Below are 23,810 nucleotides of genomic sequence, written 5' to 3' on the forward strand. Positions count from 1 at the left end.
ACCGTTCCGGACGACCCATGCTCACCGATCCATCGAAGTACGACGATGCCCGCGATGCGGCGACCGACCGGCTGCGCACCGCGGCGTGGCTGCAGTATCTGATCGAACATGCCGGCGATAGCGCTCGCGCGGGCGGTACCGCGAGCTGCGTTGCGGCCGCAGCGTCACATCGAATCGGCGAGCGGTCGCATGCGAGCCTGTGCCGCGAAGCGGCGGCGACGCTTGCCGACGTCGCGCCGTGGGTTGCCGCGGATGGCGGCGCTTGCGCGTGCGAGTCGAGCTGTTCGCGCGATTCGCGTGGCACGTGCGTGCATGTGCCGACCGCCGAGCAGCTGGAGCAGGCCGAGCGCCGATGCGCCGGATCGCGCGCGGTGTTCGAATCGGCGCACGGCGTGATCGACGCGTGGTCGTTCGACGATCCCGATGTCGGCTGGGCTGCGCTCGAGCGGATCGTGCGCGGGGGCGTGTGCGATACGGAGCGCGATCCGCGCGAACCGGATGAACTACGCGAACTAAGCGAATCAGGCGACGCGCGGCGTGCCAAGAACCTGAGAGAACGGGCAGCAGCCGCCGCGGCGCGCGACCCGATGCCGATGTGTGCCGCCGCCGCGATCGACGCCGCCGTGCTGCGCATCGCGGGCCCGCGTGACGACGCGTCGCGTATCGACGAAATGGCCGCGCTTGCGATGTTCGCCGCGACGCTTGCCTGCGGCAAACGGATCTCGACCGACGCGTATGGTGGCGCGCACAACCTGATTGCGCGCGCGATTCGATCGACACGCCGCGATCTGGCGTCCGTCGACGGGCTGCTCGCCGCGCTGTCGGTATGCCGGCTCGAGTGGCTCGTCGGTGCGGGAAGCTTCTGGGCGTATTACCTGCTCGCGGGCATCGCGATCGCGGCGCCGGACGTCGTGCGCGAATTCGGACGTCGCTTTCATCGCGACGCGTGGCACACGTGGCTCGACGACGTGCTCGCGTGGCCGGCGGTCGGCCGTTTCGGGCCGAAAGAGGAGCTGGGATACGCGCGCTTGCGCGACGCGATGAGCCTGACGTCGCGATCGAATCCGATCGTGCGGGTGAAGCGCACGCGCGCGCAGGCCGTTGCGCGCGCACCGTTTTCGACGAACGTCGGGAAACCGCGTTGACGCACGGCTTGCGACGACGGCAGCGCGCGTCGTGCACGCCGTGCTCGGGCGCCCGAGCGGAGGGCGCCCGTTTCGATCAGACCGTCTCCGGCTGCCGTGCGGCCTTCGCGACGTTGCGCGCCGGCGCGCCGTTCGCGACGAAGTAGCGCACGTTCGCACGCGCGAGCGGCTGGCGGCCGCGGATCCGGTCGGCGATCTTCTCCGCGATCATGATCGTCGGCGCGTTCAGATTGCCGGTCGTGATGATCGGCATGATCGACGCGTCGACGACGCGCAGCCCTTCGAGCCCGTGCACGCGGCCTTCGCCGTCGACCACGGCCATGTCGTCGTAGCCCATCTTGCACGAGCACGACGGATGGAACGCGGTCTCGGCGCGCGCGCGCACGAACGCGTCGAGTTCCTTGTCGCTCTTCAGGTCCGCGCCCGGATTCAGTTCGCGGCCGCGATACCGGTCGAGCGCCGGCTGCCGCATGATCTCGCGCGTCGCGCGAATCGCGTCGCGGAACTCGCGCCAGTCGAGCGCTTCCGCCATGTAGTTGAACAGGATGCTCGGATGCGCATGCGGATCGCGCGAGCGCAGCTTCACGCGGCCGCGGCTCGGCGAACGCATCGAACCGACGTGCGCCTGGAAGCCGTGCATCTCGATCGCGTTCGAGCCGTTGTAGTTGATCGCGACCGGCAGGAAGTGATACTGGATGTTCGGCCACGGATCGTCGTCGCGCGTCCGGATGAAGCCGCCGGCCTCGAAGTGGTTGCTCGCGCCGAGGCCCGTGCCGTTCAGCATCCATTCGATGCCGATCTTCGGCTGGTTCCACCACTTGAGCGCCGGATACAGCGACACGGGCTCCTTGCACTCGTACTGGATGTACATCTCGAGGTGGTCCTGCAGATTCTGGCCGACGCCGGGCAGGTCGAGCACGATCGGAATGTCGAGCTCCTTCAGCCATGCGCCGGGGCCGACGCCCGAGCGCTGCAGCAGTTGCGGCGACGCGATCGCGCCGCTGCATACCAGCACTTCGCGGCGCGCATGCGCGGTCGCGCGCTCGTTGCCGCGCAGATACGTGACGCCCGACGCGCGCTTGCCGTCGAACAGAATGCGATCGGCGAGCGCATGCGTGACGATCTCGAGGTTCGGCCGTGCCTTCGCCTGGTCGAGATAGCCGCGCGCGGTGCTCGCGCGGCGGCCGCGCGGCGTGACCGTGCGGTCCATCGGGCCGAAGCCTTCCTGCTGATAGCCGTTCAGATCGTCGGTGCGCGGATAGCCGGCCTGCACGCCGGCCTCGACCATCGCCTCGAACAGCGGATTCACGCCCGGCTTGCTGGTCGTGACCGACACGGGGCCGTCGCCGCCGTGGTAGTCGTTCGGGCCGATGTCGCGCGTTTCGGCCTTCTTGAAGTACGGCAGGCAGTCGAGATACGTCCAGTCGTCGAGCCCCTTGTGCGTCGCCCAGTTGTCGTAGTCGAGCGCGTTGCCGCGGATGTAGCACATCCCGTTGATCAGCGACGAGCCGCCGAGCCCCTTGCCGCGGCCGCACTCCATCCGGCGGTTGTCCATGTGCGGCTCGGGATCGGTCTCGTATGCCCAGTTGTAGCGGCGCCCCTGCAGCGGATAGGCGAGCGCCGCCGGCATCTGCGTGCGGAAGTCGAAGCGGTAGTCGGGCCCGCCCGCCTCGAGCAGCAGCACGGTGACGTCCGGGTCTTCCGTCAGGCGCGTCGCGAGCACGTTGCCCGCGGAGCCCGCGCCGCAGATGATGTAGTCGTATTCGCGTGTCGTCACGACGGTTCTCCTTGGTCCTTAGAACACCGGGTTGTAGCGGCCGAGCTCGACCTGCACCGACTTGATCCGAGTGTAGTGCTCGAGCGTCGTGATGCCGTTCTCGCGTCCGACGCCGGATTGCTTGTATCCGCCAACCGGCATCTCGGCCGGCGATTCGCCCCACGTGTTGATCCAGCAGATGCCGGCTTCGAGGCGGTGAATCGTCCGGTGCGCGCGCGACAGGTTCTCCGTCACGACGCCGGCCGCGAGCCCGTAGTGCGTGTCGTTCGCGCGCGCGATCACTTCGTCTTCCGATTCGAATTCGAGGATGCTCATCACCGGCCCGAAGATTTCCTCGCGCACGATCTTCATGTCGTCGCGGCAGTCGCCGAACACGGTCGGCGCGACGTACTGACCGTTCGCGAAATGACCGTCGGTCACGCGCGTGCCGCCCGCGAGCAGCTTCGCGCCTTCGGCCTTGCCGCTCTCGATGAAGCCGAGCACCTTGTCGAGCTGCGCGGCCGACACGAGCGGACCGAAGTTGGTATCGGCGTCGGTCGGCTTGCCGATGCGGATGCGCTTCACGCGTTCGAGCACGCGCTGCGTGAACGCGTCCTTGATCGAGCGGTGCACGAACACGCGCGTGCCGTTCGTGCAGACCTGCCCGGAGCTGAAGAAATTGGCGGTCACCGCGATGTCGGCCGCGCGATCGAGGTCCGCATCGTCGAACACGATCAGCGGCGACTTGCCGCCGAGCTCCATCGTCACTTCCTTCAGCGACGATGCGCCGGCGAGCGACATCACCTTCTTGCCGGTCTCGACGCCGCCGGTGAACGACACCTTCGCGATGTCCGGATGGCCGGTCAGCAGCGCGCCGACCGAGCCGTCGCCCTGTACGACGTTGAACACGCCGGCCGGCACGCCGGCTTCCGTATAGATTTCCGCGAGCTTGAGCGCGCTGAGCGGCGTGACCTCGCTCGGCTTGAACACCATCGCGTTGCCGGCCGCGAGCGCGGGCGCCGTCTTCCAGCACGCGATCTGGATCGGGTAGTTCCATGCGCCGATGCCCGCACACACGCCGAGCGGTTCGCGGCGCGTGTACACGAACGAATCGGCGCGCAGCGGCACCTGCAGCCCTTCGATCGCGGTCGCGAGTCCCGCGTAGTACTCGATCACGTCCGCGCCGGTGACGATGTCGACCGCGAGCGTCTCGGCGATCGGCTTGCCGGTGTCGCGCGTCTCGAGCGCCGCGAGTTCGTCGTTGCGCTCGCGCAGCAATTCGACCGCTCGGCGCAGGATGCGCGAGCGCTGCATCGCGGTCATCGCGGCCCATTCGCGCTGGCCTTCGCGCGCGGACGCGACCGCGCGGTCGACGTCGGCGGCGCTTGCCTGCTGCACCTGCGCGAGCCGCTCGCCGGTGGCCGGATCGAACGTGTCGAAAGTCTTGCCGCTCGTCGCGTCGACGTAACCGCCGCCGATGTAGAGGCGCTGCAAACCGTATACGGACATGAGGATCTCCTTGAGAGCGACTGCGTGCGCGTCAGTTAGACGCGAGCAGCAGGTCGATGTAATCGTGGGCGAGCTTCAGCGCCGCCCGCGTGTCGATCGGGCCGCCGGCGAGCGCGCCGCGCAGCCACAGGCCGTCGATCAGCGCGGCGAGGCCGCTGGCGGCTTCTCGCGCCTTCGCGCGCGGCAACGCTTTCGCGAACTCCGCGCACAGATTCGAATGGAGGCGGCGCGTGTTCACGTGCTGCAGCCGCTTGAGCATCGGGTCGTGCATGCTCTGCGACCAGAACGCGAGCCAGGTTTTCATCACGGGCGCGCTGATCTGCGTGTCGTCGAAGTTCGCGGCGACGATCGCGCGCAGCCGTGCGCGCGGATCCTTGCGCGCCGCGAGCCGCCGTCGCGTGGTAGCGGCCCACAGATCGCGCAGCACGTGCCGCATCGTCGCTTCGAGCAGGCCGTCCTTGTCGCCGAAGTAGTGGCTGACGATACCCGTCGAGATATTGGCGCGCTGCGCGACCGATGCGAGCGTCGTGCCGGGCAGGCCCGCTTCGTCGATCGAGCGCAGCGTCGCGTCGATCAACTGCGCGCGGCGAATCTCCCGCATTCCGACTTTCGGCATCGCGACTTCCTCCGCCCGAGCGGGCCGTTCACGAAAGTCGGCAGCTTAGCGGTTTTTTATTGAACGTTCAATCAACAAAAAACCGGGGCCGATTCCTGCAATGCGGGGCCGGAACGATCGAGGGTCGTATCGATGGCGGCGTGCGGCGCGTGCCGGCCCCGATCGCGAGCGATCCGCGCGATGTCGCTGCGCGCGCGTGCCGCTTCGACGGCCGAAGCCCCGACTTTCGTCTTTCCGCCATCGATGTCGGCCGCGTTCAAACCCGTGTCGCGTTTGAGACATCGGCGCCCCCGCGTCCCGGACTACTCTCGAACAGCACGTTGCGCGCGTGCCGCATCCGCCGGCGCGCGGCGACGCCATCCAACGAGACATGGAGACAATACGATGAGCAGCAATCGAGGTGTCGTCTATCTTGGGCCGGGCAAGGTCGAGGTGCAGAAGATCGATTATCCGAAGATGGTCGACCCGAGCGGCCGCGCGATCGGCCACGGCGTGATTCTGAAGGTGGTCAGCACGAACATCTGCGGCTCGGACCAGCACATGGTGCGCGGCCGCACGACCGCGCCGGTCGGCCTCGTGCTCGGGCACGAGATCACGGGCGAGGTCGTCGAAGTCGGCCGCGACGTCGAGACGCTGAAGATCGGCGATCTCGTGTCGGTGCCGTTCAACGTCGCATGCGGCCGCTGCGCGATGTGCAAGGAAACGCATACGGGCGTGTGCCTGAACGTGAACCCGTCGCGCGCCGGCGGCGCGTACGGCTACGTCGACATGGGCGGCTGGATCGGCGGCCAGGCCGAGTACGTGCTCGTGCCGTACGCGGATTTCAACCTGCTGAAGTTCCCGGACCGCGATCAGGCGATGGCGAAGATCCGCGATCTGACGTGCCTGTCCGACATTCTGCCGACCGGTTATCACGGCGCGGTCAGCGCCGGTGTGAAGCCGGGCTCGACCGTCTACATCGCCGGCGCGGGCCCGGTCGGGATGGCGGCGGCCGCATCGGCGCGTCTGCTCGGCGCGGCCGTGACGATCGTCGGCGACATGAACGCGGAGCGCCTCGCGCACGCGAAGGCGATGGGCTTCGAGACGGTCGATCTGTCGAAGGACGCGACGCTCGGCGAACAGATCGCGCAGATCCTCGGCAAGCCGGAGATCGACTGTGCGGTCGACTGCGTCGGCTTCGAGGCGCACGGCCACGGATCGTCCGGTCACGCGGAGGAAGCGCCCGCGACGGTGCTGAACTCGCTGATGGAAATCACGCGGCCGGCCGGCGCGATCGGCATTCCGGGCCTGTACGTGACCGACGATCCGGGCGCGAAGGACAAGGCCGCGCAGCACGGCAGCCTGAGCATCCGCTTCGGTCTCGGCTGGGCGAAGTCGCATTCGTTCTTCACCGGCCAGACGCCGGTGCTGAAGTACAACCGCAACCTGATGCAGGCGATCCTGTTCGATCGTCTGCCGATCGCGAAGATCGTCAACGTGACGGTGATCTCGCTCGACCAGGCGCCGGAAGGCTACAAGAAGTTCGACGGCGGCGCGCCGCGCAAATTCGTCATCGATCCGCACGGGCTGCTGGCCGCCTGACGCGTTCGGCGACGCAATCGTCGAAGGCCGGAGCGCGAACGCGTTCCGGCCTTTTTGTTTGTTGCGCTTGCCGATCGCGACCGTCAGTGGCCGCGATAGATCTTCGCGAGTTCGGCGTCGCTCGACGCGGCGCGCCGCCCATGGCCGACGTGCGCGCTCACGCGCCGCACCGCGCGCGTGTGGCGCGCCTGATCGCGGCCGCCTTTCCAGTCGGCGACGCGCACGCTGCCGGCGCGCGATTTTTCCGGCGCGCGAGCCGTCGGCGCATTGCGTGCGCTGACCGCTTCGGCGCGCGCGTTCCGGTCGGCGGTGCGCGCGTTCGCGTCCGGGCCGCCGTTGCGATCGGCTGCCGCTTGCTTCGTGTCGACCGCACGAAACGGATAGACGGGCACCGGGACGACCGGCCACGTCGGACCGTCGGCCGCATGCAACTCGCGGCCGGTCGCCGCTGCGTCCGGCGCGTCCGGTCCGCGGCACACCGGGTCGGCCTTGCAGACGCGATCGGCCGTCACGTAGCCGCCGACCAGCAGCACGAGCGTCAGGATGCTCAACAGCGGTGCGCTGGACGCACGCGGCCGCCGCAGCGCCGCGTCGCGAACCGCGCGCGCGATGCGCGACGACCATGCGTCGAGCGGATGCACGGGCGGCACGTCGTACGCGTCGTCCGGTTGCATGCGCGGCGGCTCGAAGCGACGGTTGCGCAGCCCGCATGCGGGGCAGCGCTCGAGCGCGTGGAACGCCGTGAATCCGCACTGCGGACAATGCGTGCCGGCCGCGCGACGCGCGTCGGCCCGCAACGTGAGAACGCCGCGCAGCGTGTCGCGCATGCGGGCTTTCCGGTTGAGCAGGATTCGCATTTTTTCGTCACCTCGACTGTCGTTGCCGCCCGGCCAGCGTCCCGATGGTGCGCATCGCATGTTCGACGGCCGGCGTCCACGGCCGGCCGTAGTTGAGCCGCACATAGCGGCGGAATGCGCCGGTCGCGGAAAAGATCGGACCCGGCGCGATGCTGACGCCGTTGTCCATCGCGTCGCCGAACAGATGCATCGCATCGACGTGCGGCGGCAGTTCGATCCACAGAAAATAGCCGCCGCGCGGCGCGAACACTTCGGTGCCCGGTGGAAAGTACGCGCGCACCGCGGCCAGCATCTGCGCCTGATGCGCGGCGAGATTGCGGCGCAGCCTGCGCAGAAAGCGGTCGTATGCGCCGTCGCGCAGATAGCTCGAGATCGCGATCTGCGCAGGCACGTCGGCCGACGGCGAGCCGGTGTCGAGCGCGTGCGCGATCTGCGCGACGTAGCGCCCGGCCGCGACCCAGCCGATCCGGAAGCCGGGTGCGAGACATTTCGAAAACGAACCGCAATGCAGCACGAGGCCGCTGTCGTCGTACAGCTTCGCCGGCCGTGTCGGCGACGGACCGAAATGCAGTTCCGCATAGACGTCGTCCTCGATCAGCGGCACGCGGTGCGATGCGAGCAGCGCGATCAGCGCGCGTTTGCGCTCGTCGGACAGCGTCGCGCCGGTCGGATTGTGGAACGACGTCATGAACCAGCACGCGCGCACCGGATGCGTGTCGAGCGCGGCGGCGAGCGCGTCGAGGTCGAGCCCCGTGCGCGGGTCGACCGGAATTTCGACGGTCTTCAGATGCAGCTGCTGCACGGCCTGCAGCACCGCGTGAAACGCCGGACGCTCGATCGCGACGATGTCGCCGGGGCGCGTGAGCGCCTGCAGGCACAGCGTCAGCGCATGCAACGCGCCCGTCGTGATCACGATCTCGTCCATCGGCAACGCGGCGCCCGCATTCAGATAGCGCGACGCGATCTGGCGGCGCAGCGCTTCGTGGCCGGGCGGCAGGCCCGACAGCAGCGCCGCGCGGTCCATGTTGCGCGCGGCCGATGCCACGTTGCGCCACAGGCTGCTCATCGGAAACAGCGAATAGCCGGCGAACGCGGAGCCGAGCGGCACGATGTCTTCGCGCGTCAGCGAGTCGAGCAGACGGCGCAGCACGTCGCCGCCGCCGTTTCGCGACGCCGGCGGCTCGCGCGGCGGCGCGTGCACGCGCCCGTCATGAAGGTCCGCAACGAAATAACCGGAGCGCGCACGCGCGACGATCAGGCCCTCGCTCTCGAGCGTGTAATACGCGCGAAACACCGTGGAAGGACTGACATGGTAGGCGCGGCACGCGGCACGCACGGTCGGGATCCGCGCGCCGGCCGCGAGGTCGCCGCGCCGGATCGCGTCGCCTATCGTCTGGGCCAGCACCGCATATCGCTTCATGCCTGTCTCCGCGGCCGATCGGGGCTTCGCTGAAAAAAGACTAGCACGGAGCCTGTGCCGTGCGATGTCGTCACGAAACGCTGATCCGCATCTTTTTCACGGGTTCTGATCCTTTTCTTTCGTGCGGCGCAGCGGCATCCTTGCGCAAGTTTCGTTCCCGATGTCCGACCGATACCGGGCCACGCCGCCGACGGCGGATTCGTGACCCTCCGCGCCCGCCCCGGGCGTTGTCAACGGCGTCCTTGTCTCAACCCCCAAACCATTTTTCAGCGTGAATTCGAAGACCCTCGTCGCGGGCCTGATGGCCGGCCTCGCCCTCAATTTGTCCAACGGCGCCGCCCATGCGGCCTGCATCAACAACCCGCCGGTTCAGTCCAATGCGTCGTTCCCCGCCGCGCTGACCGGCAAGCTCGTCTATCACAGCTACGTGAAGTACGGCGACGGCACGAGCCAGCTGTTCCTGTACGACTTCTCCGCGCACACGCTCACGCAGCTGAGCAAGAGCACGTGGCGCATCACCGATCCGATGAACGGCGTGTTCAGCCCGGACGGCAAGTGGCTCGCGTTCATGGGGATCGCGAACGGCGCATGGAACGTGTTCATGCTGCAGCTCGGCGCCGGCACGCCGCCGGTCAACCTGACGAACAGCAGCGGCGCGACGCGCAACGAGGATCCGAAGTTCAGCACCGACGGCAAGTCGCTCGTGTTCAAGCAGAACGGCGACGTGAAGCAGGGCACGCTGTCGTATACGAGCGCCGGCCCGGTCTTCACGTCGGTCGTCAGTCTGACGAATGCGCCGGCCGGCGCCGAATACTCGATGCCGTTCCTCGCGCCGGACGCGAGCGCCGTCTACTACGCGACGGGCGCCGGCGCGAACATGGGCCTGATGAAGCGCACGCTCGCGACCGGCGCGACGGCCGTGTTCGATCATCCGGCCGGACTGCAGACCTATTACCCGACCGTGCGTGCGGACGGCAAGGTGTTCTACGCGCGCTGGAAGGATGCGGGCCAGGCCGACCAGATCTACGCGAAGACGGCCGATCCGGCGTCGACGCCCGAGTCGCTGCCGATCAACGATTGCATGAGCAACAACTCGGATCCGGCGCCGGTGAGCGGCACCAACTATCTGTTCTTCTCGTCGACGACGGCGGGCGGCTATCAGCTGTACGTCGGCGACGTGACGACGGGCCAGCGCTGGAGCCTGTCGCCGTTCGGCGTGAACGCCGACTCGACGAAGGCGAAGCGTGGCGCGAGCTACTACGGCGGCCCGTCCGCGAAGCAGCAGACGCTGCTGTCGCAAGGGCGGCCGGCCGCCGCATCGGCGAGCTACAACGCATCGCTGACGGCCGACAAGGCGTTCGACGGCAACACGTCGAGCACGCGCTGGGATTCGCCGGAAGGCACGGGCGTCGACCCGCAATGGATTTCGGTCGATCTCGGCGCGGTGAAGCAGATCCGCAGCATCGATCTGTACTGGGATGCGGGCGCGCTCGCGTATCAGATCCAGACGTCGAACGACAACGCGAACTGGACGACGATCTATTCGACGACCAACGGCGCGGCGTACGGGCACGTGACGCTGCAGAACCTGAACGGCAGCGGCCGCTACGTGCGCATGCTCGGCACGAAGCGCGCGACGCAGTGGGGGTATTCGCTCGACGAAATGCAGGTGTGGGGATCGTAGGCGGCGCGAAAGAGAAAGCGGCCCGCGGGCCGCGCGCCGTTCGGCCGGCGTGTCGGACGGCGTATCGAATGGCGTGTCCGGCGTCGCGCCCGCGCCCGAACCGCGCATGGCCGTGCGCGAGCCTGAGCCACCTGTGCCCGTGCGCCCGGTTCGCCACGCATCACGATCGCCGCGATCGCCGCACGTCCTGTTCCGAATCCGCGCAGATTTCGATGCAGAACTTCAGGAAAGCGTCGACGGCCGCGGGCGGCAGCCGACGCGACGGGCGGATCGCGTACAGCGGATAGGTCTCGTCCGGCCATTCGGGGAACAGCTCGACCAGCGCGCCGCTCGTCAGCAGATGCCGGACGTTGAGCGCGAGCACCTGTGCGATGCCGGCACCGTTCACGCACGCTTGAACCATCAGATCGACGTCGGTCGTCGTCAGGTGGCCGCTGGTCTGCACCGGCAACACTTCGCGGCCGCGATGGAACTCCCACGAAAAAGGCTTGCCGCGGCGCGGATCGATGTACTGGATGCAATCGTGATCGACGAGTTTTTCCGGGCGCCGCGGCCGGCCGTGCCGCGCCAGATAACCGGGTGACGCCACCGTCAGCACGCGCGTGCGCAGCAACAGCCGCGACGTCATCGTCGACGGCGGCTGCGGCCCGAAGCGGACCGCCACGTCGATTCCTTCGGAAACCAGATCGCCAATGTCCGGCTGCTGCAGGATCGTCAGATCGAGGCCCGGATGGCGCTCGCGCAGCAGCGGCAGCTTCGGCGCGAGCACATAGCGCGCAAAGATCGGGTTCAGGCCGACGCGCAGCGTGCCGCGCACCGTGACCGCCGCGCCGGACACGTAGCTCGCGGCTTCCTCGATGCCTTCGAGATGCGGCGCCGCGCGTTCGTACAGGCTCGCGCCGTCGCTCGTCAGATGCAGCGTGCGCGTCGTGCGATCGAGCAGGCGCACGCCGAGCCTTTCCTCGAGCCGCGCGATCGAGCGGCTCACGCCCGATGCCGACAGGCCGAGCACTTCGCCCGCGCGACTGAAGCTGCCGGCTTCGACCACCGCGGCCAGCACGCTCATTCCAGACAGCAGTCGGCCATCGAAACTCATCGTCCCTCCATCTTTGAATTTAAGCAAAGATAATGTGAGCCAATCTACCTTTATCAAAGATGGCGTGCAACCTATCGTGTGAACCGTGACGACGCGGACCGCCGTTTCGCGGCGGACGCACCGGCGCGCGGCGCCGTGCCGACCGGCGTCGTCCTTTCTCACGAGGAGCACACCATGACTGCACATCGCACGCTGTTCAAAGGCGGCACCGTTCTGACGCTGGATCGACAGGTTCCCAATCTCGCGACCGGCGACGTGCTGGTTCAGGACGATCGCATCGCCGCCGTCGGGCCGAGCATCGACGCCGGCGACGCCGACGTGATCGACGCCGCCGGCCACATCGTGATGCCGGGCCTCGTCGATGCCCATCACCACATGTGGCTCGGCGTCATGCGCCGCATGATGCCGAACGTCGACGACCTGTTCGCATACATCGACGTGGTTGCCGAACGACTCGGCGCGCACTACCGGCCACTCGACATGTACGTGAGCACGAAGCTCACCGCCGCCGCGTCGCTGGACGCGGGGATCACGACGATCGTCGACGCGTGTCACAGCTCGCGCAGCCCGGAGCACACCGACGCCGCGCTCGATGCATTGAAGGCGGCCGGCATCCGCGCACTGCACATGGCCGGCGCGCCGATGGACAAGCAGGCGTGCGCCGCGCACCTGCCCGGCGATCTGCGGCGTCTCGCCCGCGACTGGAATGCCGCGGACGGCCTCGTGCGCGTCGGCCTGTTCGGGCAGCTCAACCTGGACTGGTGGCACGTCGCGCGCGAACTCGACATGCGGATCCTGACCGAATTCATCGGCGACCTCGCGACGCTTTCGCCCGCGTTCACGACGCCGGGCGTGCTCGGCCCGCACAACATCTTCAATCACTGCACGCGCGTGCCGCAGGAAACGTGGAAGCGGTTGGCGGACGCCGGCGTGAACGTCACGGTGAACCCGCGCTCGGACGCGCTGTTCGGTTTCGACGACGACACGTTCGCTTACCAGCAGGCCGTCGATCACGGTCTCGCCCCTGCGCTCGGCATCGATCTCGATACCGCGTTCGGCAGCGACATGTTCGGCGAGATGCACGCGCTGTTCGGCCAGCAGCGCGCCGCGATGCGGTACCGGCGCTTTCGCGGCGAGGCCGATGTGCCGGCGCCGATTTCGGTCGAAGCGGTGCTGCAGGCGGCGACCGTCAACGGTGCGCGCGCGGCCGGCGTCGACGACCGCGTCGGCACGCTGATGCCCGGCAAGCAGGCCGACATCATCATGGTCCGCACGCGCGGCGTGGCCGTGTTTCCCGTTACGCACGCGATCGGCACGATCGTGCACGCGGTCGAGCGTGCCGACGTCGACACCGTGATGGTCGGCGGCCGGTTGCGCAAGCGTGCCGGCCGTCTCGTCGACATCGACCTGGCCAGGCTGGAAGCCGACGCCGTCGCGTCGCGCGACTACCTGCTCGATGCTGGCGGCTACCGCACCGACCTGTTCGGCGCGGCGGCGTGACCGCGTGCGACGGCCCGGCGTGCCGGGCCGCGTTCTTCGATTTCGTTCATGTCACAAGGAGGCTGCCATGCAGGCACTCGCCACGAAGCAGGCAGTGCGCACCGAAGCCGCACTCGCTCATCGGTCCCGGCCGGCGCCGGGCGTCATCGCCGCGTTGTTCTGCGGCTATCTGGCCGTCGGCTTGCCGCTGCCGGTGATTCCGCTGCTCGTCCACGAGCGTTTCGGCTTCGGCAATCTCGTCGTCGGGCTCGTGATCGGCAGCCAGTTCGTCGCGACGGTGCTGACCCGCGGATACGCGGGTCGCGTCACCGACCGGCACGGCGGCAAGCGCTCCGCGCTGCAGGGAGCGGCCGTTTCGGCTTGCGCGGGGCTGCTTTATCTGGCGGCCGCGATGCCGGGCCTGCCGCCTGTCGCGAGTCTCGCGATCGTAATCGCCGGCCGGCTCGTGGCCGGCCTCGGCGAAAGCCAGTTCGTGACCGGCTGCGTGTCGTGGTCGATCGCATCGGTCGGCGCGCAGCGTGCAGGCATGTCGATGTCCTGGACCGGGATCGCGATGTTTGCCGCGCTGTCGATCGGCGCGCCGATCGGGATGGCGCTGTATCGCGGCCACGGACCCGCCGCGGCGATGATCGCGTGCATCGTCGCGCCAGTGCTCGCCGCGCTGATCGCGCTGCCGGCGACGTCCTATCGGTCGCCGGCCGGCGCACGGCTGCCGTTCCATCGCGTGATCGGCCGCATCTGGCGCGAAGGGCTTGGACTGATGCTGCAGGGCGTCGGCCTGTCCGGGCTCACCGCGTTTGCGTCGCTGTACTTTGCCGCGCGTCACTGGGGCAACGCGGGCTGGGTGATGACGGCGTTCGGCGCCGGCTTCATCGTCGTGCGGATCGTGCTCGGACATCTGCCGGACCGCGCGGGCGGCTACCGCGTCGCGGCGTGGTCGCTGATCGTCGAGGCCGGCGGCCAGGCGCTGCTGTGGGGCGCGCCGGCCGAATCGGCTGCGCTCGCCGGCGCGCTCGTTACCGGCCTCGGCTGCGCGCTGGTGTTTCCGGCGCTCGGCGTCGAAGCGCTCAAGCGTGTGCCGGCCGCGAATCGCGGCAGCGCGATGGGCGCGTTCGTCGCGTTCCTCGATATCGCATACGGGCTGTCGGGTCCGGCGGCGGGCATCATCGCTGCGCGGTTCGGCTATGCGGCCGTTTATCTGTTCGGCACGGCCTGTGCGGCGGCGGGCGCGCTGCTCGCCGTCGCGTCGCGCCGCCCGCAATCCTGATCGTCGTGTTCACGCCGGCCGCGTGACACCGGCCGGTTTTTTCAAGGAGAGATCATGTCTCGCATTTTCATTTCCGGTTCTTCGACCGGCTTGGGCCTGATGGCTGCCGAGCTGCTGGTGCGGCAAGGGCATCGGGTCGTCCTGCATGCGCGCAATGCCGAGCGTGCGAGCGACACGCGCCGCGCATTGCAGCAGGCCGAAGCGGTGGTCGTCGGCGATCTGGAGACGATCGAAGGCGCGGTCGACGTCGCTGCGCAGGTCAACGCGCTCGGCCGTTTCGACGCGGTGATCCACAACGCGGCCGTCGGTTATCGGGAGCCGCTTCGCGTCACCGCCGACGGGCTGCCGCACGTGTTCGCGATCAATACGCTGTCGGCCTACATCCTCACTGCGCTGATCGCGCGCCCGAAGCGGCTCGTCTATCTGAGCTCGGGCATGCATCATCACGTGCAGCCGAACCTCGACGACGCGTTGTGGCAGGCGCGCCGCTGGAACGGCTCGCAAGCGTATGCCGAGAGCAAGCTCCACGACGCGATGCTGGCCTTTGCCGTCGCGCGCCGCTGGCCCGACGTGTTCGCGAACGCGCTGGAGCCGGGCTGGGTGCCGACCAGAATGGGCGGGCCCGGTGCGCCCGACGACATCGCGCACGCGCATGTGACGCAGGCGTGGCTCGCCGCCGGCGACGACCCCGACGCCGACGTCAGCGGCCGGTACTTCTATCACCGCAAGCGGATGGCGCCGAATCCCGACGCGCTCGATCCGGCGTGGCAGGATCGTCTCGTCGCGCTGTGCGAGTCGGTGTCGAGGATTGCACTGCCCGCGTGAACGGCATGGCGGGCATGACAGGGAGGCCGCCGCGCGCCGCCGCAAAGCGGCACGCCTGCGTTACGCGTGGATCGCGTGCGCGGGAAACGCGGGAACGCTGGCGGCAACCGCAGCCGCTGCACCCTGCGCGAGCGGTGCGACCTGCTTGCGTCGTTCACGCGTCGGCGCGACGCCGAACGCGTCGCGATAGCTCTTGCTGAAGTGGCATGCGGACTGGAAGCCGCACGCCATCGTGATGTGCATGATCGACATGTCGGTCTGCAGCAGCAGCTCGCGCGCGCGGCGCAGCCGCAGCGTCAGATAGTAGTGCGTGGGCGTCATCCCGAGATGCTCGCGGAACAGCCGCTGCAGCTGGCGCTGCGACATGTTCGCGAGCCGCGCGAGCTCTTCGCGCGACAGCGGCTCCTCGATGTTGTTCTCCATCAGCGAGATCACTTCGAACAGCGACTTGTTCGCCGACCCGAGGCGAGCGACGAGCGGCATCCGCTGCTGCGCGCTCGTATCGCGCACGTGCTCGACGATGAACTGCTCGGCGATCTGCGTGACGCGCGCGGTGCCGACGCGCGCGGCGATCAGGTTCAGCATCATGTCCAGCGGCGCGACGCCGCCCGTGCACGTGATGCGGTCGCGATCGATCACGAACAGTTCCTTCAGGAAGCGCGTGTCGGGAAACTCTTCCTTCAGCGCCGACATGTTTTCCCAGTGGATCGCGCACGCATAGCCGGCGAGCAGCCCCGACTTCGCGAGCGCATACGTGCCCGTGCACAGGCTGCCGAGCGGAATGCCGGAACGTGCGAAGCGGCGCAGCGTCGACAGATGGGCGGGCGTCGTCGCGCGCTGCACGTCGACGCCGCCGCACACGAACACGATGTCCGGCTGCCCCGCGCATTCGGCCGGGCCCGTGTCGACCGTGAGCCCGTTGCTCGCCGTCACCGGGCCGCCGTCCGGGCTGATCACCGACCAGCGGTAGAGCGGCTGACCGCTCAGGTAATTGGCCATCCGAAGCACCTCGATCGCATTCGTGAACGCGATCATCGTGAAGTTCGGCAAAGGCATGAACGCGAAGTGGGACAGCGACGCTGTGCGGTCGGGGGACATGGGGGGCGTTCCTTGAATCTCTAATAGCTTTGGGCCCGTGGCACGGATCGGGCGTCTGTATTGTGTGAGCGAGCGCAACAAGCGTGCCATACGGCTAAACCCTAGCTCCATACGTTGTCTGGCCGCGCGGCCGATGCTGCACTGCACCGCAAGCGTGACGCGCTGCACCGCGGCCGAGCGGCGATGGCACCGCCGAAGTGCTCGTTCATCGATGAACGGCGCGCGGCCGTTTGGTTGGCGATCCGAAAAAGCACGACCGATCACTTGTACAAAACGGACGCGCATGGCGGAAAAGGCAAAGAACGCGTCTAAATTCATCAATCCGCCGAAAATCCGAACGACAAGAATAGAGCCGTCGGCAGCCTCGCCTCGGACACGCTGGAAACCCAGGCACGGCGGGCCTCGCGCTTCGGTATCAGCCCTTTATTCTTCGTCACGGACGCACTATGTCGAACACCCAGCCTTTCTTCTCGCAGCCCCTTGCCGAGCGCGACGCGCCGGTGCGCAGCGCCATCCTGAAGGAACTCGAGCGTCAGCAGTCGCAGGTCGAGCTGATCGCGTCGGAAAACATCGTGTCGCGCGCCGTGCTCGAAGCGCAGGGCTCGGTGCTGACCAACAAGTACGCGGAAGGCTATCCGGGCAAGCGCTACTACGGCGGCTGCGAATTCGCGGACGAAGTCGAGGCGCTCGCGATCGAACGCGTGAAGCGGATCTTCAACGCCGACTATGCGAACGTGCAGCCGCACTCGGGCGCGCAGGCGAACGGCTCGGTGATGCTCGCGCTCGCGAAGCCGGGCGACACGGTGCTTGGCATGTCGCTCGACGCCGGCGGCCACCTGACGCACGGCGCGAAGCCGGCGCTGTCGGGCAAGTGGTTCAACGCGGTCCAGTACGGCGTGAACCGCGACACGATGCGCATCGACTACGACCAGGTCGAGGAACTCGCGCATCAGCACAAGCCGAGCCTGATCATCGCGGGCTTCTCCGCGTACCCGCGCGCGCTCGACTTCGCGCGCTTCCGCGCGATCGCCGACAGCGTCGGCGCGAAGCTGATGGTCGACATGGCGCACATCGCCGGCGTGATCGCCGCGGGCCGCCATGCGAACCCGGTCGAACACGCGCACGTCGTCACGTCGACCACGCACAAGACGCTGCGCGGTCCGCGCGGCGGCTTCGTGCTGACCAACGACGAGGAGATCGCGAAGAAGATCAACTCGGCCGTGTTCCCCGGCCTGCAGGGCGGCCCGCTGATGCACGTGATCGCCGGCAAGGCCGTCGCGTTCGGCGAAGTGCTGCATGCGGACTTCAGGACGTACATCGACAACGTGCTCGCGAACGCGCAGGCGCTCGGCGAAGTGCTGAAGGCGGGCGGCGTCGATCTCGTCACCGGCGGCACCGACAACCATCTGCTGCTCGTCGACCTGCGTCCGAAGGGGCTGAAGGGCGCGCCGGTCGAGCAGGCGCTCGAACGCGCGGGCATCACGTGCAACAAGAACGGCATTCCGTTCGACACCGAGAAGCCGACCGTCACGTCGGGCATCCGGCTCGGCACGCCGGCCGGCACGACGCGCGGCTTCGGCGTCGCCGAATTCCGCGAGATCGGCCGCCTGATCCTCGAGGTGTTCGACGCGCTGCGCGCGAACCCGGAAGGCGACCCGGCGACCGAACAGCGCGTACGTCGCGAAATCTTCGCGCTCTGCGAGCGCTTCCCGATTTACTGATCGACACCGACACGACTGGAGCGAGAGGCAGATATGAGTACGCTGCACGAGAACAGCATCATCATCGACGGGCTGAACATCTCGAAGTTCGAGAAGCCGGTGTTCGAGGACATGCGCAAGGGCGGCATCACGGCCGCGAACTGCACGGTGTCGGTGTGGGAAAACTTCACGAAGACCGTCGACAACATCGGCGTGATGAAGAAGAAGATCCGCGACAACAGCGAGCTGCTGACGCTGGTGCGCACGACCGACGACATCTTCCGCGCGAAGAAGGAAGGCAAGACCGGGATCATCCTCGGCTTCCAGAACGCGCATGCGTTCGAGGACAACATCGGCTACATCGAAGCGTTCGCCGACATGGGCGTGCGCGTCGTGCAGCTCTGCTACAACACGCAGAACCTGGTCGGCACCGGCTGCTACGAGCGTGACGGCGGGCTGTCGGACTTCGGCCGCGAAGTGATCACCGAGATGAACCGCGTCGGCATCATGGTCGATCTGTCGCACGTGGGCGGCAACACGTCGTCGGAAGCGATCGCGTTCTCGAAGAAGCCGGTCTGCTATTCGCACTGCCTGCCGTCGGGCCTGAAGGAGCATCCGCGCAACAAGAGCGACGCGCAGCTGAAGGAGATCGCGGATGCGGGCGGCTTCGTCGGCGTGACGATGTTCGCGCCGTTCCTGAAGCGCGGGATCGAAGCGACGATCGACGACTACATCGAGGCGATCGACTACGTCGTGAACCTGATCGGCGAGGACGCGGTCGGCATCGGCACGGACTTCACGCAGGACTACGCGAAGGAGTTCTTCGACATGCTCACGCACGACAAGGGCCGCTATCGCCAGCTGACGAACTTCGGCAAGGTGATCAACCCCGAAGGGATCCGCACGATCGGCGAATTCCCGAACCTGACCGCGGCGATGGAGCGCGCGGGCTGGAAGGAGTCGAAGATCCGCAAGATCATGGGCGAGAACTGGGTGCGCGTGTTCAAGGACGTGTGGGGCGCGTAAGCGCGGCCACCGACGTTCCGCCGGACGCACCGGCATTTCGACACAACAACAATCGGGCCGTGCCCGCGCGATGCGCGGGCATGCGGACGACGTCGCGCGTGCGTACGCGCCGCCGGCCACTTTTCCTCACGGAGTCACCACGATGCAACCGCAACTGCCGATCGACGTCGATCCCGTAACCGGCGTCTGGACGACCGACGCGCTGCCGATGCTGTACGTGCCGCGCCACTTCTTCACGAACAACCACGTCGCCGTCGAGGAAGCGCTCGGCGTCGACGCGTATGCCGAGATTCTGTACAAGGCCGGCTACAAGTCCGCGTATCACTGGTGCGACAAGGAAGCGAAGCTGCACGGGCTCACCGGCATGGCCGTGTTCGAGCATTACCTGAAACGTCTGTCGCAGCGCGGCTGGGGCCTGTTCTCGATCGTCGAAGCCGATCCGGCGAGCGCGCGCGCGAAGATCGAGCTGCGCCACTCGTCGTTCGTGCTGCAGCAGCCCGGCAAGGAAGGCAAGCTTTGCTACATGTTCGCCGGCTGGTTCGCCGGTGCGATGGACTGGGTCAACGACACGACGCCGGAAGGCAAGGGCGCGCCGCGCGCGCAGTCGAAGGAAGTGCAGTGTGCGGCCGAGCACCACGATCACTGCATCTTCGAAGTGTCGCCGATCGCGCATTGATGCACTGACAGACAACAACACCCGCAACACGAGACATTAGAACGCCAGAGGTCGCCTGCGATGCGTTATCCCCACCTGTTCAAACCCATGCAGCTGAACCAGCTGACGCTGCGCAACCGGATCGTCAGCACCGCGCACGCGGAGGTGTATGCCGAGCCGGGCGGCCTGCCGGGCGACCGCTACATCCGCTACTACGAAGAAAAGGCGAAGGGCGGCGTCGGCCTCGCGATCTGCGGCGGGTCGAGCCCCGTGTCGATCGACAGTCCGCAGAGCTGGTGGAAGTCGGTGAACCTGTCGAACGACAAGATCATCGATCCGCTCACGCGGCTCGCCGACGCGATGCACCGGCACGGCGCGAAGATCATGATCCAGGCGACGCACATGGGCCGCCGCTCGTCGTTCCACGGCGAGCACTGGCCGCACCTGATGTCGCCGTCGGGCGTGCGCGAGCCGGTGCACCGCGGCAACGCGAAGATCATCGAGATCGAGGAAATCCGCCGGATCATCGGCGACTTCGCGGCCGCCGCGAAGCGCGTGAAGGCGGCCGGCATGGACGGCATCGAGATCTCGGCCGCGCACCAGCATCTGATCGATCAGTTCTGGAGCCCACGTTCGAACCACCGCACCGACGAATGGGGCGGCAGCCTGCAGAACCGGTTGCGCTTCGGCATCGAAGTGCTGACTGCGGTGCGCGAGGCGGTCGGCAAGGACTTCTGCGTCGGGCTGCGCATGTGCGGCGACGAATTCCACGAGGACGGCCTCGACCACGAAGCGCTGAAGGAAATCGCGCAGGCGATGTCGGAGACGGGGCTGATCGATTATCTGAGCGTGGTCGGCTCCGGCGGCGACACGCACAACACGATCGCGAACTGCATGCCGCCGATGGCGCTGCCGCCGGAGCCGTTCGTGCATCTCGCGGCCGGCATCAAGTCGGTCGTGAAGATTCCGGTGATGCACGCGCAGAGCATCCGCGACGCGGGTCAGGCCGAGCGCCTGCTCGCGAACGGGATGATCGACCTCGTCGGCATGACGCGCGCGCAGATCGCCGATCCGCACATGGTGATCAAGATCCGCGACGGCCGCGAAGACGAGATCAAGCAGTGCGTCGGCGCGAACTACTGCATCGACCGCCAGTACAACGGGCTCGACGTGCTGTGCATCCAGAACGCGGCCACGTCGCGCGAGGCGACGATGCCGCACATCATCGAGAAGTCGCGCGGCCCGAAGCGCAAGGTCGTCGTGGTCGGCGCGGGCCCGGCCGGCCTCGAGGCCGCGCGCGTCGCGAAGCTGCGCGGCCACGACGTCGTGCTGTTCGAGAAGAACGCGGAAGTCGGCGGGCAGGTGATGATCGCCGCGAAGGCGCCGCAGCGCGAACAGATGTCGGGGATCATCCGCTGGTTCGACATGGAGACGAAGCGTCTCGGCGTCGACCGCCGCCTCGGCGTCGCCGCCGACGAAAAGACGATCATGGCCGAGAAGCCGGACATCGTCGTGCTCGCGACCGGCGGGTCGAGCTTCACGTGGCAGGTGCCGGGCTGGGGCGTCGCCGAAGGGCTCGCGGTCAGCTCGTGGGACATCCTGACCGGCAAGGTCGAGCCGAAGCAGAACGTGCTGCTGTTCGACGGCGTGAGCACGCACGCGGGCGCGGGCGTTGCCGATTTCATGGCGAGCCGCGGCTCGAAGGTCGAGGTCGTCACGCCCGACGTGAAGGTCGCCGACGACTGCGGCGGCACGACGTTCCCGATCTTCTATCGCCGGCTGTACGCGCTCGGCGTGATCCAGACGCCGAACACGATGCTCGACCGCGTGTATGAGGAAGACGGCAAGAAGATCGCGGTGCTGCGCAACGAATACACGGAGGAACTGGAAGAGCGCGCGGTCGACCAGGTCGTGATCGAGAACGGCTCGTCGCCGAACGACGAGCTGTACTGGAAGCTGAAGCCGGAATCGCTGAACCGCGGCCAGATCGATCCGCACACGCTGTTCGCGGCCGAGCCGCAGCCGTGCCTGTCGGAAGAGCTCGGCAACGGCCGCTTCCTGCTGTTCCGTGTCGGCGACTGCATCTCGATGCACAACGTGCACGGCGCGATCTACGACTCTCTGCGTCTCGTGAAGGATTTCTGACGATGAATCCGGCTTTCCTGATTACCGCACTGCTGTGGCTGTCGGTGGCGGGGCTCGCGTTCGCGGTCGCGAAGCGCTCGTCGTACTGGCGTCTCGGGCGCGCGACGGCGCCCAGCTCGTTCGGCGTCGCGAACCTGTTCGCGATTCCGAAGCGCTACTTCGTCGACCTGCACCACGTGGTCGCCCGCGATCCGTACATCGCGAAGACGCACGTCGCGACCGCAGGCGGCGCGATCGCCGCGCTCGCGCTGGTGTTCGTCAACTACGGGCTCGCGATCTATTCGCCGTGGCTCGACAGGCTGATCTTCGTCGCGGCGCTCGCGATGCTCGTCGGCGCGGTGTTCGTGTGGCGCCGCCGCGCGGCGAAGAACGTGCCGGCCCGCCTGTCGCGCGGCCCGTGGAATACGCTGCCGTGGCTGCTCGGTTCGTTCGCGCTCGGTCTCGTGCTGTTCATGCTGGTGCCGGCCGGCGCGATGTCGGGCGCGTTCGCGGTGCTCTGCGCGCTGCTGATCGGCATCGGCGCGTTCACGATGACCGTCGGCGCCGCGAAGGGCGGCCCGATGAAGCATGCGATCGCCGGGCTGCTGCATCTCGCGTTCCATCCGCGCCAGGAGCGCTTCGCGGCCACCCGCGACGCGTTCACCGGCAACGGCACCGCCACGCCGCCGACCGCGCTGAAGCTGCCGGACATCGAGCAGCAGGAGTACGGCGTCGCGAAGCCCGTCGAATTCCGCTGGAACCAGCTGCTGAGCTTCGATGCGTGCGTGCAGTGCGGCAAGTGCGAAGCCGCGTGTCCCGCGTTCGCGTCCGGCCAGCCGCTGAACCCGAAGAAGCTGATTCAGGATCTCGTCGTCGGGATGGCCGGCGGCACCGATGCCGCCTATGCGGGCAGCCCGACGCCGGGGATTCCGGTCGGCCGGCATCGCGGCGAGCCGAACGGTCCAATCGTGTCCGCGCTGATCGAAGAGCAGACGCTGTGGTCGTGCACGACCTGCCGCGCATGCGTGCAGGAGTGCCCGATGCTGATCGAGCACGTCGATGCGATCGTCGACATGCGCCGCAACCGCACGCTCGTGCACGGCACGGTGCCCGGCAAGGGCCCGGAAGTGCTCGCGAACCTGCGCGAGACGGGCACGATGGGCGGCTACGACACGGCCGCGCGCTACGACTGGTCGGTCGATCTGAACGCGCCGGTCGCGCAGCCGGGCAAGCCGGTCGACGTGCTGTTCGTCGCGGGCGAAGGCGCGTTCGACATGCGGTATCAGCGCACGCTGCGTGCGTTCGTGAAGGTGCTGAACAAGGCGGGCGTCGACTATGCGGTGCTCGGCCCGAACGAGACCGACACCGGCGACGTCGCGCGCCGCCTCGGCGACGAAGCGACGTTCCAGCAGATGGCGAAGCGCCTGATCGGCACGCTCGGCGAGCTGTCGTACCGGCAGATCGTGACGGCCGACCCGCACGTGATGCACAGCCTGCGCAACGAATACCGCGCGCTCGGGCTGCGCGTGACGGTCAAGCATCACACGACGTATCTGGCGGAGCTGGCGGACAGCGGCAGGATCGCGCCGAAGGCCGTCGATGCGCTGCGCGAGAAACGCACCACGTATCACGATCCGTGCTACCTCGGCCGCTACAACGGCGAAACCGAATCGCCGCGCAAGCTGCTGAAGACGATCGGCATCCAGGTCGTCGAGATGGAGCGCAACGGGATGCGCGGCCGCTGCTGCGGCGGTGGCGGCGGTGCGCCGCTGACCGACATCCCCGGCAAGCAGCGCATTCCCGACATCCGGATCGCCGACGCGCGCGCGGTCGGCGCGGAAGTGGTCGCGGTCGGATGCCCGAACTGCACGGCGATGCTCGAAGGCGTCGTGGGCCCGCGCCCCGACGTGCTCGACGTGGCCGAACTCGTTGCCGCGTCGCTGGAGTGAAT

19 protein-coding genes are annotated in these 23,810 nt (G+C 67.8%); 11 read left to right on the forward strand and 8 right to left on the reverse strand.

What is annotated here, in order from left to right:
- Window positions 1-17 precede the first annotated feature (17 nt).
- The gene (locus BUB20358_RS01465; RefSeq protein ID WP_006766396.1) at window positions 18-1,145 is read left to right on the forward strand and encodes a hypothetical protein; all 1,128 of its coding nucleotides are present in this window, start codon (window positions 18-20) and stop codon (window positions 1,143-1,145) included.
- A 76-nt stretch (window positions 1,146-1,221) separates the two neighbouring features.
- Here the strand turns inward: BUB20358_RS01465 and betA are convergent, their stop codons facing one another.
- From betA to BUB20358_RS01485, 4 genes are all read right to left on the reverse strand, one after another.
- Window positions 1,222-2,922, reverse strand: a complete 1,701-nt coding sequence (betA, locus tag BUB20358_RS01470) for a choline dehydrogenase (protein WP_006766395.1) — start codon at window positions 2,920-2,922, stop codon at window positions 1,222-1,224.
- A gap of 18 nt (window positions 2,923-2,940) precedes the next feature.
- A complete protein-coding gene (gene betB / locus BUB20358_RS01475) occupies window positions 2,941-4,410 on the reverse strand; it encodes a betaine-aldehyde dehydrogenase (RefSeq protein WP_035974500.1) in 1,470 nt (489 codons plus the stop codon).
- Window positions 4,411-4,441: 31 nt separating this feature from the next.
- Window positions 4,442-5,026, reverse strand: a complete 585-nt coding sequence (gene betI, locus BUB20358_RS01480) for a transcriptional regulator BetI (protein ID WP_006766393.1) — start codon at window positions 5,024-5,026, stop codon at window positions 4,442-4,444.
- Between the two features lie 71 nt (window positions 5,027-5,097).
- Complete coding sequence (locus tag BUB20358_RS01485; protein WP_035974498.1) at window positions 5,098-5,286, reverse strand: hypothetical protein; 189 nt, start codon at window positions 5,284-5,286, stop codon at window positions 5,098-5,100.
- A gap of 124 nt (window positions 5,287-5,410) precedes the next feature.
- Between BUB20358_RS01485 and fdhA the strand changes: the two genes are divergently transcribed.
- Window positions 5,411-6,607 (forward strand): formaldehyde dehydrogenase, glutathione-independent, encoded by a 1,197-nt coding sequence (gene fdhA, locus BUB20358_RS01490; protein ID WP_035974497.1) that lies wholly within the window; start codon window positions 5,411-5,413, stop codon window positions 6,605-6,607.
- An 83-nt stretch (window positions 6,608-6,690) separates the two neighbouring features.
- On the opposite strand, the gene BUB20358_RS01495 is transcribed toward fdhA, so the two are convergent.
- Both BUB20358_RS01495 and BUB20358_RS01500 read right to left on the reverse strand, forming a co-directional pair.
- Window positions 6,691-7,464: a hypothetical protein gene (locus BUB20358_RS01495; protein WP_035974496.1), complete on the reverse strand. Its 774-nt coding sequence runs from the start codon at window positions 7,462-7,464 to the stop codon at window positions 6,691-6,693.
- 7 nt (window positions 7,465-7,471) lie between these two features.
- Window positions 7,472-8,884, reverse strand: coding sequence for an aminotransferase-like domain-containing protein (locus tag BUB20358_RS01500; RefSeq protein ID WP_006766390.1), 1,413 nt, complete (start codon window positions 8,882-8,884; stop codon window positions 7,472-7,474).
- Between the two features lie 271 nt (window positions 8,885-9,155).
- Between BUB20358_RS01500 and BUB20358_RS01505 the strand changes: the two genes are divergently transcribed.
- Complete coding sequence (locus BUB20358_RS01505) at window positions 9,156-10,568, forward strand: galactose-binding domain-containing protein (RefSeq protein WP_006766389.1); 1,413 nt, start codon at window positions 9,156-9,158, stop codon at window positions 10,566-10,568.
- A gap of 160 nt (window positions 10,569-10,728) precedes the next feature.
- On the opposite strand, the gene BUB20358_RS01510 is transcribed toward BUB20358_RS01505, so the two are convergent.
- Entirely contained in the window at window positions 10,729-11,664 is a 936-nt protein-coding gene (locus BUB20358_RS01510) for a LysR family transcriptional regulator (RefSeq protein ID WP_006766388.1), read from the reverse strand.
- Window positions 11,665-11,838: 174 nt separating this feature from the next.
- Here BUB20358_RS01510 and BUB20358_RS01515 point away from each other — a divergent pair, with 174 nt between their 5' ends.
- The 3 genes from BUB20358_RS01515 (at window position 11,839) to BUB20358_RS01525 (ending at window position 15,256) form a co-directional block, all read left to right on the forward strand.
- The gene (locus BUB20358_RS01515; RefSeq protein ID WP_045552293.1) at window positions 11,839-13,164 is read left to right on the forward strand and encodes an amidohydrolase family protein; all 1,326 of its coding nucleotides are present in this window, start codon (window positions 11,839-11,841) and stop codon (window positions 13,162-13,164) included.
- Window positions 13,165-13,231: 67 nt separating this feature from the next.
- The gene (locus BUB20358_RS01520; RefSeq protein WP_081293693.1) at window positions 13,232-14,431 is read left to right on the forward strand and encodes an arabinose transporter; all 1,200 of its coding nucleotides are present in this window, start codon (window positions 13,232-13,234) and stop codon (window positions 14,429-14,431) included.
- A 54-nt stretch (window positions 14,432-14,485) separates the two neighbouring features.
- Window positions 14,486-15,256: an SDR family NAD(P)-dependent oxidoreductase gene (locus BUB20358_RS01525; RefSeq protein WP_006766386.1), complete on the forward strand. Its 771-nt coding sequence runs from the start codon at window positions 14,486-14,488 to the stop codon at window positions 15,254-15,256.
- A 60-nt stretch (window positions 15,257-15,316) separates the two neighbouring features.
- Here BUB20358_RS01525 and BUB20358_RS01530 read toward each other — a convergent pair whose 3' ends face one another.
- Complete coding sequence (locus BUB20358_RS01530; RefSeq protein ID WP_006766385.1) at window positions 15,317-16,444, reverse strand: GlxA family transcriptional regulator; 1,128 nt, start codon at window positions 16,442-16,444, stop codon at window positions 15,317-15,319.
- Window positions 16,445-16,800: 356 nt separating this feature from the next.
- Between BUB20358_RS01530 and BUB20358_RS01535 the strand changes: the two genes are divergently transcribed.
- The 5 genes from BUB20358_RS01535 to BUB20358_RS01555 all read left to right on the forward strand — a co-directional run bounded on the left by BUB20358_RS01535 (window position 16,801) and on the right by BUB20358_RS01555 (window position 23,808).
- Window positions 16,801-18,075, forward strand: coding sequence for a serine hydroxymethyltransferase (locus BUB20358_RS01535; protein ID WP_035974491.1), 1,275 nt, complete (start codon window positions 16,801-16,803; stop codon window positions 18,073-18,075).
- 33 nt (window positions 18,076-18,108) lie between these two features.
- A complete protein-coding gene (locus tag BUB20358_RS01540; RefSeq protein WP_006766384.1) occupies window positions 18,109-19,080 on the forward strand; it encodes a dipeptidase in 972 nt (323 codons plus the stop codon).
- 142 nt (window positions 19,081-19,222) lie between these two features.
- Window positions 19,223-19,756, forward strand: a complete 534-nt coding sequence (locus BUB20358_RS01545) for a DUF5943 domain-containing protein (RefSeq protein WP_035975364.1) — start codon at window positions 19,223-19,225, stop codon at window positions 19,754-19,756.
- 60 nt (window positions 19,757-19,816) lie between these two features.
- Complete coding sequence (locus BUB20358_RS01550) at window positions 19,817-21,880, forward strand: NADH:flavin oxidoreductase (protein WP_006766382.1); 2,064 nt, start codon at window positions 19,817-19,819, stop codon at window positions 21,878-21,880.
- Window positions 21,881-21,882: 2 nt separating this feature from the next.
- Window positions 21,883-23,808: a (Fe-S)-binding protein gene (locus tag BUB20358_RS01555; RefSeq protein ID WP_006766381.1), complete on the forward strand. Its 1,926-nt coding sequence runs from the start codon at window positions 21,883-21,885 to the stop codon at window positions 23,806-23,808.
- Window positions 23,809-23,810: the final 2 nt, after the last annotated feature.

It is taken from the genome of Burkholderia dolosa (assembly GCF_902499135.1).
Classification (GTDB): domain Bacteria; phylum Pseudomonadota; class Gammaproteobacteria; order Burkholderiales; family Burkholderiaceae; genus Burkholderia; species Burkholderia dolosa.

What these genes read in the sequence shown, in the direction of transcription:
- BUB20358_RS01525 (WP_006766386.1), top strand. Translation starts at nt 14,486, where the DNA reads ATGTCTCGCATTTTCATTTCCGGTTCTTCGACCGGCTTGGGCCTGATG.
- BUB20358_RS01510 (WP_006766388.1), bottom strand. Translation starts at nt 11,664, where the DNA reads ATGAGTTTCGATGGCCGACTGCTGTCTGGAATGAGCGTGCTGGCCGCG.
- BUB20358_RS01540 (WP_006766384.1), top strand. Translation starts at nt 18,109, where the DNA reads ATGAGTACGCTGCACGAGAACAGCATCATCATCGACGGGCTGAACATC.
- BUB20358_RS01530 (WP_006766385.1), bottom strand. Translation starts at nt 16,444, where the DNA reads ATGGCACGCTTGTTGCGCTCGCTCACACAATACAGACGCCCGATCCGT.
- BUB20358_RS01500 (WP_006766390.1), bottom strand. Translation starts at nt 8,884, where the DNA reads ATGAAGCGATATGCGGTGCTGGCCCAGACGATAGGCGACGCGATCCGG.
- BUB20358_RS01555 (WP_006766381.1), top strand. Translation starts at nt 21,883, where the DNA reads ATGAATCCGGCTTTCCTGATTACCGCACTGCTGTGGCTGTCGGTGGCG.
- BUB20358_RS01550 (WP_006766382.1), top strand. Translation starts at nt 19,817, where the DNA reads ATGCGTTATCCCCACCTGTTCAAACCCATGCAGCTGAACCAGCTGACG.
- BUB20358_RS01535 (WP_035974491.1), top strand. Translation starts at nt 16,801, where the DNA reads ATGTCGAACACCCAGCCTTTCTTCTCGCAGCCCCTTGCCGAGCGCGAC.
- BUB20358_RS01465 (WP_006766396.1), top strand. Translation starts at nt 18, where the DNA reads ATGCTCACCGATCCATCGAAGTACGACGATGCCCGCGATGCGGCGACC.
- betI (WP_006766393.1), bottom strand. Translation starts at nt 5,026, where the DNA reads ATGCCGAAAGTCGGAATGCGGGAGATTCGCCGCGCGCAGTTGATCGAC.
- betB (WP_035974500.1), bottom strand. Translation starts at nt 4,410, where the DNA reads ATGTCCGTATACGGTTTGCAGCGCCTCTACATCGGCGGCGGTTACGTC.
- BUB20358_RS01545 (WP_035975364.1), top strand. Translation starts at nt 19,223, where the DNA reads ATGCAACCGCAACTGCCGATCGACGTCGATCCCGTAACCGGCGTCTGG.
- BUB20358_RS01515 (WP_045552293.1), top strand. Translation starts at nt 11,839, where the DNA reads ATGACTGCACATCGCACGCTGTTCAAAGGCGGCACCGTTCTGACGCTG.
- BUB20358_RS01495 (WP_035974496.1), bottom strand. Translation starts at nt 7,464, where the DNA reads ATGCGAATCCTGCTCAACCGGAAAGCCCGCATGCGCGACACGCTGCGC.
- BUB20358_RS01520 (WP_081293693.1), top strand. Translation starts at nt 13,232, where the DNA reads ATGCAGGCACTCGCCACGAAGCAGGCAGTGCGCACCGAAGCCGCACTC.
- fdhA (WP_035974497.1), top strand. Translation starts at nt 5,411, where the DNA reads ATGAGCAGCAATCGAGGTGTCGTCTATCTTGGGCCGGGCAAGGTCGAG.